Below are 14781 nucleotides of genomic sequence, written 5' to 3'. Positions count from 1 at the left end.
TTACAGCCCCGTTCTGTGCGCACGCGCGGTGAAGAAGATGCCCGAGGGGCTGTCGGCCGGGATTTCCCGCAGCTTTTCAAAGCTGTGGGTGTCATAGACCATGACCGTGTTGGCATCGCGCACGCTGATCCAGACCTCGTGCCCGCGCGGGGTGAACTCCATGTGCAGCACCGCCGGCCCGGGTTTGAACTCGTGGATGACCTGTTTGCTGACCGTGTCGATCACCTGGATCGTGTCGTTCAGCGGGTGGGCGAAATTCACCCAGACCTGCCGGCCGTCGGGCCGCGCCATGGCAAAGACGGGCTGGCCATACGTCTGGGTGCGCCCGGTTTCCGTGAGTGTGTCGGCATCGACCCAGAGCACCTGGTGATGGCCGACGGCCGGCAATACGAATTCGGCGCCCGTATGCGCCCAGCCTTCCAGATGGGGCATCTTGTAGACGGGCATCTCCTGTTGACCGCGCCCATAGCCGGGCAGCACCCGGATCGGTTCGGGCGTTTCGTCCCACAAATCCAGAGCGGTCAGCCCGTCCTGCCCGAACAGGCCGGTGATGTAGGTGCGGCCATTGGCGGTGATCAGCGCGTCATAGGGGTTTTTGCCCATGTCGGTGATCTTGGTGATCTGCGGGTCGGTGCCGCGCGCGAAATCAGCGATCCAGGTCTCGCCCGTATCCCACATGGTGAACACGAAACGGCGTCCCGGCGCATCGACCAGGCCGATGGTCTTGCTGCCGGTGGGGATGTCGGCCACCAGATCCAGCGTGTCGGCGTCAAAGACGCGCACCCCGCCGGGTTCATAGTTCGACACCGCGACCAACGTGCCGTCGTCCGAGATCGCCCCGCCGATGGCGTTGCCGGCCTGCACGACGCGCTTGGCGATCTGACGGGTAACGACATCGACCTTGGTCAGCCCGCCGTCGCGCCCGAAGACAAAGGCAAAGCGTTCGTCGGGCGAATAGACCAGCGAGGCATGGGACAGATCGCCCAGCCCCTCGATCCGGGCCAGCGCGGCGCGGTCGGATTGATCGACCAGCAGGACCGAGCCGGTGGCCCGTTCGATCACCAGCCCCAGGTCTCCGGTGGCGGTGGGTTCGGCATGGGCTGCGGTCATCAGCAGCGCGGCCGCCAGGCCAAGGACAAACTGTTTCATTGCGCCTCCGGTTTCAGCAGATAACGGGCGATCCATTCGGCCTCTTCCTCGGTGATGAGGGGCCGCCAGGGCGGCATGGCCGTGTCGGGGATGCCGTCCAGGATTACGCCGGTCAGGATTTCGGGGTCATAGTGCTGCAGGTTTCCCGCGCGCAGATCGGGGCCCAGCCCGCCTTTCAGGGTCAGGCCGTGGCAGGACCCGCAATCCTGATGCACCAGACGTTTCAACGCGTTGGGGTCCAGCGTGTCGGCGGCAAAGGCCGAGGTGGCCAACAGCACGGCGGCGGTCAGCACCGCGCGCCCGGGCCAGTCCCGACGGGCCGGTTCAGTGGGCAGAGTCCTAGCCATGAGCGTGCTCCAGCAACTCGGCAACCGGCCGTTCGGCATAGAGCGATACGACCTTGCCGATGATGAACAGGGTGGGGGCGGCCAGACCGGCCGCGCGCACGTCGGCGGCGACACGGTCCAGACGCGAGACAAGGCGGCGCTCGTCCGGGGTGGTCGCCTTGCCGACGGCCAGGACGGGGGTCGATCCCGGCAGGTTCTCGGTCATCAGGCCCATGGCGATCTGGCCGATATTGGCGACGCCCATGTAGATGACCAAGGTGGTGTCAGGGTCCGCCAGGCGCTTCCAGTCGAGGTCCAGCACCTTGTCGGCCTGACGATGGCCGGTGACATATTGCACCGATGTGGCCAACCCGCGATGGGTCAGCGGCACGCCGGTCGAACAGCTTGCCCCCTGCGCCGCGGTGATGCCGGGCGCGTATTCCACGGCAATGCCATGGCCCATCAGAAACGCCGCCTCTTCCGAGCCGCGGCCAAAGATCATCGGATCGCCTCCCTTCAGGCGGGCAACCCTGTGGCCCGCGCGGGCCTGTTCCAACAGGATCTGGTTGATCCGGTCCTGCGGCACGGTATGGCATTTGGGCGCCTTGCCCACGGGGATCAGCCGCGCACCGGGGGCGTGCATGGCCAGGATTTCCTCCGAGACCAGGCGGTCACAGACCACCACATCCGCCTCGCGCAGCATCCGCAGAGCGCGCAGGGTCATCAATTCGGGGTCTCCGGGTCCGGCGCCGATCAGAAAAACCTTACCGCTCATGGTGCAATCTCGCTTGGTCTGAATGTCATCGGGACCCGGGCGTTCCGGTCGGTTCCGAGCGCGGGCAGAGCGGCGGATCGGGACGTTGCTGGGGTGGCCGGGCGTGTCATGGCCGCAGACTGGCGCATTCGCCACGGGGCCTCCTTGACTAAAGTTAAGAGCGCGGGATTTGCGCCCGCGCTCTTGTTGTCTGCCTGTATGTCTGCCTGCGTTCAGGGCTCGACGGTGACCATGCCGATCATGTTCTGCGTTTCCCAATGCGGGCCGCACAGATAGTCCTGCGGGCCGGGTTCAAGGAACGTCATCTCGACCGATTCCTCGGGGAAGATGCGGTCGGATTCGGGCCGGCTGCCATCCTTCAACAGCACCGAATGGCTGGTGCGCTTGTCCACGTTGACCCAGCGCACCGTGGTGCCGGGCTTGACCGTGATCCGGGCCGGGCAGAAGCGGTACTTGTACATCAGCACCACCTCGGCATCCTGCACCGCGTCGGAGGGTTCGCCGAAGAGTTCGACATAGCGCTCCTCGGCCTCGGCGCAGATCTGGTCGGCTTCATCGGCCAGGGCCGGCAGGGCCGCAACAAGGGCCAGGACTGCGGTCAGAAGGGGCTTGGTCGTCATCGTCGCATGTCTCCTCGGCTGTGGAAAAGGGGCCGGATCGCCGGCCCCTTTTCGTTATTGTTTGACCACGTTGATGTCGGCGCTGTCGTCATCCAGCGCGAGGCTGGTGTTCAGCGTGACGTGGTGGAACCGCGCCGCCGCATGGTCATCGTGGATGGCAAAGCCCACCGTGTAGGTCTTGCCCGGCTCCAGCGGCACGTCGCCCGGCGCGCCCGAGTTCAGCGGACGCGAGAACACCACCGTCCACATGCCGCCCGACAGGCTGGCCGAGGCCGAGATCTCGCCATCATTGACCACGCGTTGTTCCAGCAGATAGCCGTTGGTGGCGCTGCCGTCGGCATAGACGCGCATCAGGTCAAGGAATGTGCCGTCCTGCAGGTACTGCGCGATCTGATCCTCGGCCTGCAGCTTGTCCCAGCCGCCCAGCGGCTTGCCGCGCCGGCCTTTGACTTCGACCTTGATGCGGCTTTCGCTAATGTACTTGGTGACGGTGTCCTTGGCCGTCAGGCGTGCGGCCACGTCCGGGTTGGCGGCGATGGTTTCGGCATCAGGCGCAAAGGGCATATAGGTGTTGTCGGCGTGGCACGAGGCCCAGCACCCCACCTGTTCGCCCAGCTCGATCCCGGTGCCGGTGATCATCATGGCGACCTTGATCGGGTTGTCCGGGTCCATCTTGCCGCCGTCGACGAAGGGCACGGGATTGTGGCCGGCATCCGCCCATTGCAGCCGGATATACAGGTTTTCGCCGTCATGCGCGGCCTGGACCGTGGCGTCGATCACCCCGCGCTTGCCGGGGATCGGGGTCGGCTCGAGCTCGCCGCCGGCGACGATCTTGTTGCCGATCGCGTCCAGCTCCTTGGCGTGGCAGGTCGAGCATTTGTCGCCACCCTTGGTCAGCGGGCGGGCGCCACCGTGGGTCTTGCCGTTCTGCACCCATTCGAACGAGGCCTGACCGGGGTAGAACAGTTTCAGATCGGTGCTGGCCACGGCGTTCCAGTCGATGTTGCCGCCCACGTCGCTGCCCCCCGAGGCCGCGGCATCGGTTGCGGTGCCATCGGCCTTGGCGCGTTCCTCGGCCAGTGCGGCGTCGACCGCGGCGGCGATCTGCGCCCGCACGGCCTCCTGCTGGGCCTTGCGGGCGGCTTTCTCGGCCTCGGCCTCGGCGGCCTCCTTGGCTTCGATCCGTTCAAGGCTGGCCAGGTATTCCGGCGGGATCGGACGGGCGAATTTCGGGTTCGGGGCCTCGAGTTTTTCCAGATACTCCTCGGGCGCGCGGTCACGGATGTTCGAGTGCGCGATGCCCTTGTGGCAGTCGATGCAGGTCTGGCCGACCTCCATCGCGTTCAGGTGCTGCTGCCGTGCCCGCGGTTTCTGGAACTCGGGCATCATCGATTCGAAATCGTGGCAGTTGCGGCACTCGCGCGAGTCGGTCTTCTTCATCCGCTCCCATTCGTTCATGGCCAGATGGATGCGCTTGGCCTCGAATTTCTCGGGCGTGCTGATGGTGCCGACCAGCTTGCCGTACAGCTCCTTGGACGCCTGGATCTTTCGGATGATCTTGTGGGTCCAGTCCTTGGGCACGTGGCAGTCGGAACAGACCGCGCCGACGCCCGACCGGTTCACGTCATGGATCGTGCCCTTGTACTCGGTGTAGATATAGTCGCGCATCTCGTGGCACGAGATGCAGAATTTCTCGGTGTTCGTGGCTTCCATGGCGGTGTTGAACCCGCCCCAGAAGATGATGCCGGCGACAAAGGCCGCGGCGATGCCGGCCACGGGCATTCCCCACAGGAAATACCGGCGCCAGATCGGTTTTTTCTTTTCCGGTTCGGACTGGGTCATGTCCAGGCTCCGTTTTGGCTGATTGCTCTGGCCTTGGGTGTCAGGCCGGTCGGAATGGCGGTTGGGATGCCGGGCAGGGCGCCGCGGTCAAACGGGGAAAGGGCGGGCGAGGGGCCCGCCCTTTCCTGTGTGTGCTGTCCACCCGTCAGGTGACGTGGTTCGAGCGGTTGTAGACGTTGAACTTGCCGGTCGGGGCATACAGCCCGTCGATGCGACCGATCTCTTCCAGCGTTTCCGCGTCGAAGATCACGATCTGACCGTTGGGTTCCTTGGAATCCGCCAGGTTCCACTTGGAAACCCAGACCTCGGTGCCGTCGGCGTTGAACTCGAAGTGAACGGCGGCATTGCCTTCTTCTTCGGTGATCTGGATCGTTTTCACGATCTCGCCGGTTTCCTTGTCGATGACCTGCACCGACTGCTGGATTTCAGGCTCGGGGTGCTTGGTCTGGTCCGCCCACACGTATTTCGAGTTCGGGTGCGTGCGGATGAACAGGCCGGGGCCGTCGGTCTCGGTTTCATAGCAGACCTTCCAGGCCTGATCCGGGTGGCCTTCGGGGTCGTTGCCCCAGACGGTCACGGTGCCCACGCCCAGGTGGGTCGTGCCGGCGACAGGTCCGCAGTTCGGATCGTTCCAGTTTGCGCCCGGTCCGGGGTGCGGCAGGGCTGCGGTGTCGATCAGAGCCTCGAGCTTGCGCTCCTTGGTGTCCACCACGACCATCTTGTTCGATGCGTTCGCGGCGATCTGGAAATAGCGCCCGGTCGGATCGAAGAAGCCGTCATGCAGGAACTTGGCGGTATCGATCTTGTCGATGCGCAGGTTGTCCAGGTCGGAATAGTCCACCTGCCAGATCTGGCCCAGTTCCTTCACCGCGACCAGCCAGGTCGGCTCGTGCGGGGTGGTGTAGATGGCGGCCACGCGGCTTTCTTCCACATAGTCCCCGTCCACGTTCACGCCGCGGGTCGAAACGACCTTGAGCGGTTCCATGGTCTCGGCATCGACGATGGCGAAATGCGGCGGCCAGTAGCCTCCGCCGATCACGTATTTGCCGTCGCCGGAAACGGCCACGTCACGCGCGTCATAGGCGATCTTGACTTCGGACACCAGCATCTTGTCGGGCGTCTGCCACAGGTCGATCTTGGTCATCTTGCCGTCGCGGCCCATGGTGTACCAGAACCGGCCGGGATGTTCGGGCTCGCTGATCGAATGGTGCTCGGACGCCTTGATCACGTGCACGGCATAGCCGGTCGGGATGTGGGTCAGAACCTCTTTGGTATCGCCGTCGATGATGGCCACCTTGCCCACGTCACGTTCGATGACGACAAAGAAGTTTTCCCAGTTGCGGCCGTGCAGCGGCTCGGTCGGATAGTCCTTCGGCTCGACATAGACCTTGCGAGTCGCCTTCATCTGTTCCAGCGACATTTCCGGCGGCTTGGGCGGTTCCATCATGATGTAGGTCGCCATGTCGCGGATTTCTTCCTCGGTCATGATGTCCGAGAAGTTGTTCATGCCGCCTTCGGTGCCCCACGCGATGATCTTTTCAAGGCGCTCCTGGCCCAGTTTCAGGGTGCCGCCTTCAGTCACGGTGCCGTCGGCCGCGGTTTTCTTCCAGTGCGGTTCCAGGTTCTTGCCGGTGGCGCCCTTGCGAAGCACGCCGTGGCAACCGGCGCATTGCTCGAAGTAAAGTTGTTTGGACCGTTCGAACGCTTCTTCGCTCAGGGTTGGCTCTTCGGCGAATGCCGGAGCAGCGACGCTGCCCAACAACATGGCCAGACCGACCCCGAAGGCGCGGCCGGTGGTGTGATAGCTGATTCCAAGTGACATGATCACTCTCCGTTTGCTGGTGAGGCAGGCCGGACACTGCGCCGGGACGGCCTCCGTCTCCTTGACGAAAGTCAACGGAACGGGCCGGGACGGCGGAATTGGGAGAGATTGATCGCCTTTAAATACTTGCTTTTCAGGGTCATCTTTTTGTCCTGTGCTTGATTTTGGTTAAGGGGGCGTGGTCGGACTGTTGCTAGGCCTTGGTCAAAGAACAGCTTGGCCAAGGAGAGCAGGCATGCCATCGGCAATCACGCGCGTCATGGGGGAAGGGTTCCGGGTCTTTTTTCTGTTTGCGGGTCTTTACGGCGTGTTTGCCGGTCTGGCCTGGGGAGGGTGGCTGGCAACGCTGGCCGGGGTCGAGCTGTGGCCCGAGGCGCCCTATGCCATGAGCCCGCCGATGTGGCACGCGCACGAGATGATATTCGGCTATGCCAGTGCCGCACTGGGCGGGTTCTTTCTGACCGCGGTTCCCAACTGGACCGGCGCCCCCGAGGCGCGGCGCTTGTTCATTACCGCCGCGGCGACGCTGTGGTTGGCCGGGCGCGTGGCGCTGTGGTTTTCCGGTGTGATCGATCCGGTGATCGTCGCGGTGGCCGATCTGGCTTTCGTGCCGGTTCTGGCGGCAAAGATCGCCACCCAGCTGATCCGGCGGTCCAAGCCGCAAAACATGGTCTTTCTGCTGTTGTTGACGTTCATCTGGGTATCCAACCTGCTGACCCATCTGGACTGGATCGGTGTAACGGCCGGAACCTTGGATGTTGGTCTGCGTGCAGGTCTGCTGGCCTTGTGTTCCATGATCGCCATTCTGGGTGGTCGGATCACGCCGGCCTTTACGCGCAATGCAATGAAGCGCGAAGGCGTGCCCGAAGCCGACTGGCCCGCCAGTCGTGATTGGGTGGAAAAAAGCAACATGCTGCTGGCCCTGCTGCTGCCGGCGGCGATGATGATCTTCGGGGCCGGATACGGAGTCGCGATCTTGGCGCTGGTCCTCGGAGCGATACAGGGCTTGCGCCTGTCAGGTTGGCGGGGGGCTTGGGCGCACCGGCAGCCGATCCTGTTTGCGCTGCATCTGGCCTTGGGGATGCTGGGCCTTGGCTTGGTTCTGTGGGGAATGGCCCTGTTCGGCTTCGGCAGCGAAATCGGAGCGCTGCACGTTTTGGGCATCGGCTGTGTGGGCGGGATGACCCTGGCGGTCATGAGCCGCGCGGCGCTGGGGCACAGCGGTCGGGCGCTGGTCGCCCCCGCGCCGGTGGTCGCCGCCTATGGCGCGATGGCTCTGGCCGCGATTTTGCGCTGGGTTGGGTCCGGGTTGGACGCGCAGTTCCTGACCACCATGCTGGTCGCCGACGGGCTGTGGATCAGCGCGATGGCGCTGTATGTGGTGGCGATGTGGCCGGCCCTTGTGGGTCCGCACGCCGTGCCGTCCTGACCCGTTCAGGCGTGGTCGATCAACGGTCGGTCGTTCTTGACATGCCTGTGGATCATGTGCCGTGCGCGTTTGCCGCTTGTCGGAATGGGGCGAGCGGCGGTCGGGATGTGATCCGGGTCGCCAAGCTCGGGGAAAATCTCGAAGATCTCGCTGCGGGCATCTTGGCCGATGCTTTTGAGAGCCTCGGACCCGGTGTACAGGCTTTCCGACGGAGCCCCTTCGGCGGTTACGATTTCGTGGCGGTCGAACAGAATGTGATAGTAGGTCACGCTGCTGGCGGTTTCATCGACATGAACGCCGGGAACGCCGACCAGCTTGTGGGCGGGGATCAGCACCTCGTGGGTGTCGAACATGCGCACGGCAATCGCCGAGCGGACCAGCATCCGGTGCTGCGGCGAGACTCGCAAGTCGCGCCGCGGCAGGCCCGCCCCCAGCGCTCCGGCTGACACGCAGATCGGCCGCAGCCGTGGCTTGGCCCGTAGCTCGACCGACGTCAGGGTGCGCGAGCCGATCCAGCGGATCGGTTACGGGCCGTGATCGAGCGTCAGAACAAGGTCGCCACGGGCCAGATCTTCTATCGCCTTGGCACCGTCGGGCGTTTCGATCAGCGTACCGGCGGTAAAGCAGGGAACGTCGACGAGTGCGCTTGGGTCCGTGGTGTCGGGGGCATTCCCGGGCGTTACCTTGGACACCGTCATGGAGTAGGTGGTCCCGGGCACCAACGGCTCGGACGTGATGTACCCGACCAGATTTCCTTCGACCTCGACGCGGTACATGTTGATCGTACCGCCGCCCGGCTTGGCCAGGGCATAGGATTCTTCCAGGTAGATGGCACCGGAATCATATGTGACCGAGCCGTCCAGATTGGTTACGACGCCCGTCTGCGTAGCGTCGTCGCCGTTTTCGTCGTTGTAGCGATCTCCGTTGAAAACGGTTCCGGTATCGGGGGTGGGGTTCCACCAGGGCAGAATGTTTCCGCCGTCCGCATCGGTCACATCAAAGATGCGGCGGTCGGTGGCAGGGTCGTAGCCAGAATCCAAGGTGACGGTGTCAGGGCCGGAAAAATTGACCGTGATCACCCCCGGCGCGTAACCGATATAGGAATAGTTCGCCATCTCTTGCCCGTTTACTCACTCATTCAAAGACACCGGTACGCCACATCACGGACCCGGAAACTCCATCTGACTTGGCGCCCTGATAGCAGCGGTTCAAGGCGATTTCTGGGCATTTCACGCATTTTTTCAGGGAATGCAGCCGATTGGCCGCATGCCAGAACAGTGTCTTGACTTTCGTTAAGGCGGCAAACCGCCCATCCCGCCATTGTCCCCCCACCAGCAAAGCGGCGCAAAGGAGAGCGCAATGCGAGAAGTCATGACCAAGAGCATGGCCCGCAACATATTCTATGGCGGGTCACTGTTCTTCATCCTAATCTTTCTGGCCCTGTCGGCCCACTCACACCTGTACATCGTCAATTCGCCGAACTCGGCGAAGCTGGATGAGAGCGTGATCCGGGGCAAGCACGTCTGGGAAAAACACGCCTGCATCAACTGTCACTCGATCATGGGTGAGGGTGCCTATTTCGCGCCCGAGCTTGCCAACGTGATGACCCGCTGGGGCGTTCTGGACGACCCGGAATCGGCCTTTGAATCCCTCAAGGGCTGGATGGAGGCGCAACCCACCGGCATTCCCGGTCGCCGGCAGATGCCAAGGTTCAACCTCAGCGACGAAGAGATCCGTGATCTGGCGAACTTCCTGATCTGGACGGACAACATCGACGCTCAGGACTGGCCCCCGAATGACGCGGGCTGAGAAGGGAACGGAGCAATGAAATACGAATCCCAAAAAGTGGCCTATGCCTATTTCGCATTCGCAATGGGCCTGTTCGCGATCCAGGTGATCGGCGGTCTGCTGGCTGGCTGGATCTATGTATCCCCCAACTTTCTGAGCGAGCTTCTGCCGTTCAACATCGTGCGGATGCTGCACACCAACGCGCTGATCGTGTGGCTGATCACCGGCTTTTTCGGCGCGGCCTATTTCCTGATCCCCGAAGAGGCCGAGCGCGAGATCCACTCGACCAAGCTGGCCTATATCCAGCTTGCGATCCTGATTCTGGGCACGCTGGGCGTTGTGGTGACCTATGTCTTCAACCTGTTCGAAGGCAACTGGCTGCTGGGCAAAGAGGGGCGCGAGTTCCTTGAGCAACCCAAATGGGTCAAGGCCGGCATCGTCGTGGCGGCGCTGATCTTTCTGTTCAACGTGTCGATGACCGTTCTGAAGGGCAAGAAGACCGTCATCACCAACATCCTGCTGCTGGGCCTGTGGGGTCTGGCGCTGCTGTTCCTGTTCGCCTTCTACAACCCGGGCAACCTGAGCCTCGACAAACAGTACTGGTGGTATGTCGTCCACCTGTGGGTCGAAGGCGTGTGGGAGCTGATCATGGCCTCGATCCTGGCCTACCTGATGCTCAAGCTGACCGGTGTTGACCGTGAGGTGGTCGAGAAATGGCTTTATGTCATCGTCGCCGCCGCGCTGTTCTCGGGCATCCTGGGCACCGGCCACCACTACTACTGGATCGGTACGCCGGGCTACTGGCAGTGGATCGGGTCGATCTTCTCAAGCCTCGAGGTGATCCCGTTCTTTGCGATGATGGCCTTTGCCTTCGTCATGGTCTGGAAGGGCCGTCGGGACCACCCCAACAAGGCCGCGCTGCTGTGGTCGCTGGGCTGTGCCACGCTGGCCTTCTTCGGTGCCGGTGTCTGGGGCTTCCTGCACACGCTGCACGGGGTGAACTATTATACCCACGGCACGCAGATCACGGCGGCACACGGGCACCTGGCCTTCTACGGCGCCTATGTCTGCCTCAACCTGGCGATCTTCACCTATGCGATGCCGATCCTGAAGAACCGCGATCCGTACAACCAGGTGCTGAACATGGCCTCGTTCTGGCTGATGACCGGCGGCATGGTCTTCATGACCTTCGTGCTGACCTTTGCCGGCACCGTCCAGACGCACATGCAGCGCGTGGTAGGTGACTACTACATGGATGTGCAGGATCAGGTCGCGATCTTCTACTGGATGCGCTTCGGCGCCGGTCTGGTCGTGGTCATCGGTGCGCTGCTGTTCATCTACTCGATCTGGGTTCCGCGCAAAGAGGTCATCGAACCCGGCGTCGTGGAAACTCCGGCGGAGTGATGGATATGGACGGCTCCATGAAACTGGGAACGGGGGCGGCAGACGCCCCCTTCTATCTGCCCCAGGGCGACGAATGCGACGTGTTCGCCGCCGCCTATACCAACAAGCTGCCGGTCCTGCTGAAAGGGCCGACAGGTTGCGGCAAGACCCGCTTCGTGGCCCATATGGCCGCCAGCCTGGGCCGGCCGCTCTATACCGTGGCCTGCCACGACGACCTGGCCGCCGCCGACCTGATCGGGCGCTACCTGCTGAAAGGCGGCGAGACGATCTGGGTCGATGGCCCCCTGACCCGCGCCGTGCGCGAGGGTGCGATCTGTTACCTGGACGAGGTGGTCGAGGCGCGCAAGGACGTGACCGTGGTGCTGCACCCGCTGACGGATGACCGGCGCATCCTGCCGATCGACCGCACCGGAGAAGAGCTTGAGGCCGCACCCGGCTTCATGCTGGTGGCGTCCTACAACCCCGGCTATCAGAACATCCTGAAAACCCTCAAGCCCTCGACCCGGCAGCGGTTCATCTCGCTGGAATTCGACTTTCCTTCGCCTCAGTTGGAGGCCGAGGTGGTCGCGCAGGAAAGCGGCCTGCCGCTCGAACGCTGCAAGCCGCTGGTGCGGCTGGCGGGCAAGCTGCGCGGGCTCAAGGGTCAGGACCTCGAGGAAGGCGTATCCACCCGCCTGGTCGTCTATGCCGCGACGCTGATCGCGCAGGGCATGTCCACCGACCGCGCCATTCTTGCCGCCATGATCGAACCTCTGACTGATGACGAGGATATCAAACGCGGGCTCCTCGATCTTGTCACCGCCGTCTTTGGGTGAGGCCGGCGATGGTCAGGATCGACTTTGAGCCATGGGAACCCGAAGAAACCATCGGGAAACTGTGGCACACCCTTGCCAGCCGCCTTGATGCACCAGAGGTGCACGAAGGAGCCGCGGTCGACCTGTCGCAGGTCGCGGGGCGGCTGGCCGTTCTTTTCCGGGGGTTGGGCGGCAGTCCGGGCGTCGAACTGCGCCCGGTGTCGCCCGAGCTCTCGCGCCACCGGCTGGGCTGGCGGCGCAAGCTGGCCACCGAGGCCGAACTGATCCCACGGGCCAGTTTCGACGGCGAGGTCCTGCGCCTGCCCGACCGGCTGGCGGTGTTTCCCGCGCGCGAAGCCAATGTTGCGCTTTATGTTTGGCTGGCGGCGGTGGCGGCCCATGCCGGAACCCGCATCGACGAGGACGATCCTCTGCGCGCCGACATCCGCGCCCTGCAGGCGGCCCGCGAGATGGTCGCCGCAACGCTCGAGGACGCGCCGGGCCTGCGCCCGCTTTACACCGAACTGTGCAAGGGCGTGCTGTATCAGCGTGATCTGCCCGGCCTGCCCCCGGCCGAGGCCGCCGTCGAGGACCTGATCCGCCGGATGCTGGGCGACCCTGCGCCCCTGTCCGCCCGCGCCCGCGACTATGACGCCCTGGGCGACGACGTGGCCGCCCCGCGCGGGTACCAGCCGTTTCGCCCGTCGCCCCTGTGGCCCGAACTGCGCGCGGTCGCGTTTTCCGAACACACCGAGGTCGAAAGTCGCGACACCGACGGACCACCCGAGGAATCGGGCGAAAAGACCCACCGCGCCCGTCGCCGCAAATCCGATCAGGCCGAGCGGCAGGACAGCCTGATCCTGCACAAGTTCGAGGCGATCCTCAGCTGGGCAGAGTTCCTGAACCTCAACCGCCGGATCGACGATGACGACCCGGACAACGCCAAAAAGGCCGCCGATGATCAGGACGAAATCGGGCTGGGGCAGATATCGAAGGCGCCGCCGACGCGGCTGAAGCTGCATCTTGATCTCGCGCCCGAGGACGTGAACCGCGAGCGCCTGTCGGGGCGTGTGCTGTACCCGGAATGGGATGTGCGCACGGGGCAATACCTGCCCGATCACGTCAACGTTCTGACCTCGGATGCCGAGATTCGCGAGGATGCCGCCGAGTTCGGCAAGGACCCGGCCACCGCCCGCCGCATCCGCGCCGTCAAACGCCAGTTCGAGGCGCTGCGCCTGGGCCGGGTGATGACCCGGGGCCATCTGGACGGCGACCAGCTGGATATCGAGGCCGCGGTGCGCAGCGCCGTGGACCGCCACGCCAATGGCGAGGGCAACGAGCGCATCTGGATGCAATCCCGCCCCGAGGCGCGCGACCTGGCGGTGTCGATCCTGCTGGACATCAGCCGCTCGACCGAAAGCGCGGTCGCGGGGCGTGCGGTGATCGACATCGAACGCGAGGCACTGGCGGCGCTGGCCTGGGGCCTGAACGCCTGCGGCGACGATTTCGCCATCCACGCCTTCAGCTCGCTGAAACGCCAGCGGGTCTATGTGGAGCGCTGCAAGAAGTTCAATGAGCCCATGACCGCCACCGTCGAGCAGCGCATCGCGTCGCTGCGGCCGGGCCATTACACGCGGCTGGGGGCGGCGATCCGTCATGCCTCGGCCGATCTGGCGGCGCAGGCGCGCAAACGCCGGCTGCTGCTGGTGATCACCGACGGCAAGCCCAACGATCTGGACCACTACGAGGGCCGCCACGGCATCGAAGACACCTGCATGGCCGTGCGCGAGGCGCGCCGGGCGGGGCAGTCGGTCTTTGGCGTCACCATCGACAAGACCGGCAAAAGCTGGTTCCCGCGCATGTTCGGGCAGGGCGGGTTCGCGGTGATCCCCGACCCCAACCGCCTGACCATGGCCCTGCCACAGATCTACCGCCAGCTGGTCGGCGCATGAGTGATGCTTCGCTGATCGACGAACTGCCCGGCGAATTGCTGATGTGGGTTCTGATCGTCTCGGAACTGTTGGTGTTCGGGGCCGGGCTGATCGCCTTCATGGGCGTCCGCCTGACCGACCCGGCAGGCTTTGCCGAGGCGCAATCGCATCTCTACCGCACCGGGGCCGCGCTCAATACGGGGGTTCTGGTCACCTCGGGCTTTCTGGCGGCGCGGGCCCTGCGCTGGCGACAGGCGGCGCGCCGCGGCGCCGCGCGGCTTGCCTTGATCAGCGCGGCCCTGCTGGGCGTGGTGTTCCTGATCATCAAGGGCGCGGAATATGCCGGCAAGGCCGCGCAGGGCATCAGCTACGAGACCCATCCGTTTTTCCTGTTCTACTACCTTCTCACCGGGTTCCATGCCGCGCATGTGCTGGCCGGGGTCGCCATTCTGCTGCTGGTCGCCTGGCGCGACGATCCCCGCAATATCGAGGCCGGCGGTCAGTTCTGGCACATGGTCGATCTGGTCTGGATCCTGCTGTTTCCGGTGATCTACCTGTTGGGGTGACGCGATGCCGAGGTTTTTCTGTGTCCGAGACACCCATGCGGATCGCCTGACCCGCGCCTGGGCCGGCCTGATCGCGCTCAGCCTGGCTTCGGCTCTGTTGACCCTCGTGCCCGTTGGGCCCCGGCTGGTCGGGGGCGGCATCCTGCTGCTGGCCCTGTTCAAGGCCCGCATCATCCTGGCGCGGTATCTCGACCTTGAACGCAGCCCGGCCTGGCTGCGGGGCTTCACGCTGGTTCTGAGCACCTTTGCGGCACTGATCTTCGCGCTCTACCTGGTCTGAGGCAAAAAGAACCGCCGCGCACAGGGGCACGGCGGCTTGCCAGTTCAGGGACAGA

The 14781-nt window shown here is 64.2% G+C and carries 13 protein-coding genes and 1 pseudogene; 7 read left to right on the top strand and 7 right to left on the bottom strand.

All coding sequences use genetic code 11. The annotated features are described in order from the left end of the window. The 6 genes from F3H26_RS07025 to F3H26_RS07000 form a co-directional block, all read right to left on the bottom strand. Complete coding sequence (locus F3H26_RS07025; RefSeq protein ID WP_149775343.1) at positions 1-1149, bottom strand: cytochrome D1 domain-containing protein; 1149 nt, start codon at positions 1147-1149, stop codon at positions 1-3. Beyond that, positions 1146-1496, bottom strand: a complete 351-nt coding sequence (locus F3H26_RS07020) for a c-type cytochrome (protein ID WP_223162454.1) — start codon at positions 1494-1496, stop codon at positions 1146-1148. Before F3H26_RS07020 ends, F3H26_RS07025 begins: the two co-directional genes overlap by 4 nt. After that, positions 1489-2250 carry a uroporphyrinogen-III C-methyltransferase gene (gene cobA / locus F3H26_RS07015; protein ID WP_149775342.1) on the bottom strand — a complete coding sequence of 254 codons (762 nt, stop codon included), beginning with the start codon at positions 2248-2250 and terminating at the stop codon, positions 1489-1491. Before cobA ends, F3H26_RS07020 begins: the two co-directional genes overlap by 8 nt. 212 nt (positions 2251-2462) lie before the next feature. Further along, positions 2463-2870, bottom strand: a complete 408-nt coding sequence (locus F3H26_RS07010; protein ID WP_149775341.1) for a cupredoxin domain-containing protein — start codon at positions 2868-2870, stop codon at positions 2463-2465. 54 nt (positions 2871-2924) lie between these two features. Next, positions 2925-4712, bottom strand: coding sequence for a NapC/NirT family cytochrome c (locus tag F3H26_RS07005; protein ID WP_149775340.1), 1788 nt, complete (start codon positions 4710-4712; stop codon positions 2925-2927). Positions 4713-4857: 145 nt separating this feature from the next. Then, positions 4858-6534, bottom strand: a complete 1677-nt coding sequence (locus tag F3H26_RS07000) for a cytochrome D1 domain-containing protein (RefSeq protein WP_149775339.1) — start codon at positions 6532-6534, stop codon at positions 4858-4860. A 235-nt stretch (positions 6535-6769) separates the two neighbouring features. Here F3H26_RS07000 and F3H26_RS06995 point away from each other — a divergent pair, with 235 nt between their 5' ends. Continuing rightward, complete coding sequence (locus tag F3H26_RS06995; protein ID WP_149775338.1) at positions 6770-7963, top strand: NnrS family protein; 1194 nt, start codon at positions 6770-6772, stop codon at positions 7961-7963. Between the two features lie 5 nt (positions 7964-7968). Here F3H26_RS06995 and F3H26_RS19985 read toward each other — a convergent pair. Further along, positions 7969-9078, bottom strand: a pseudogene (locus F3H26_RS19985) (Hint domain-containing protein). Between the two features lie 244 nt (positions 9079-9322). Here F3H26_RS19985 and F3H26_RS06985 point away from each other — a divergent pair. From F3H26_RS06985 to F3H26_RS06960, 6 genes are read left to right on the top strand one after another with little or no spacing between them, the layout of a single operon-like run. Beyond that, positions 9323-9772 (top strand): c-type cytochrome, encoded by a 450-nt coding sequence (locus F3H26_RS06985; protein ID WP_149775337.1) that lies wholly within the window; start codon positions 9323-9325, stop codon positions 9770-9772. 15 nt (positions 9773-9787) lie between these two features. Then, a complete protein-coding gene (locus F3H26_RS06980; RefSeq protein ID WP_149775336.1) occupies positions 9788-11155 on the top strand; it encodes a cbb3-type cytochrome c oxidase subunit I in 1368 nt (455 codons plus the stop codon). A 5-nt stretch (positions 11156-11160) separates the two neighbouring features. Further along, complete coding sequence (locus tag F3H26_RS06975; RefSeq protein ID WP_223162460.1) at positions 11161-11970, top strand: CbbQ/NirQ/NorQ/GpvN family protein; 810 nt, start codon at positions 11161-11163, stop codon at positions 11968-11970. Between the two features lie 8 nt (positions 11971-11978). Further along, positions 11979-13901 carry a nitric oxide reductase activation protein NorD gene (locus tag F3H26_RS06970; protein ID WP_149775334.1) on the top strand — a complete coding sequence of 641 codons (1923 nt, stop codon included), beginning with the start codon at positions 11979-11981 and terminating at the stop codon, positions 13899-13901. After that, a complete protein-coding gene (locus F3H26_RS06965) occupies positions 13898-14446 on the top strand; it encodes a cytochrome c oxidase subunit 3 (RefSeq protein WP_149775333.1) in 549 nt (182 codons plus the stop codon). Before F3H26_RS06970 ends, F3H26_RS06965 begins: the two co-directional genes overlap by 4 nt. A gap of 4 nt (positions 14447-14450) precedes the next feature. Continuing rightward, positions 14451-14726: a cytochrome C oxidase subunit IV family protein gene (locus F3H26_RS06960; RefSeq protein WP_149775332.1), complete on the top strand. Its 276-nt coding sequence runs from the start codon at positions 14451-14453 to the stop codon at positions 14724-14726. The last annotated feature ends 55 nt before the right edge of the window (positions 14727-14781 follow it).

It is taken from the genome of Ruegeria intermedia (genome assembly GCF_900129345.1).
Classification (GTDB): domain Bacteria; phylum Pseudomonadota; class Alphaproteobacteria; order Rhodobacterales; family Rhodobacteraceae; genus Ruegeria; species Ruegeria intermedia.
The sequence above is the reverse complement of the archived record's forward strand: the minus strand, read 5'-3'. Positions and strand labels throughout refer to the sequence as shown.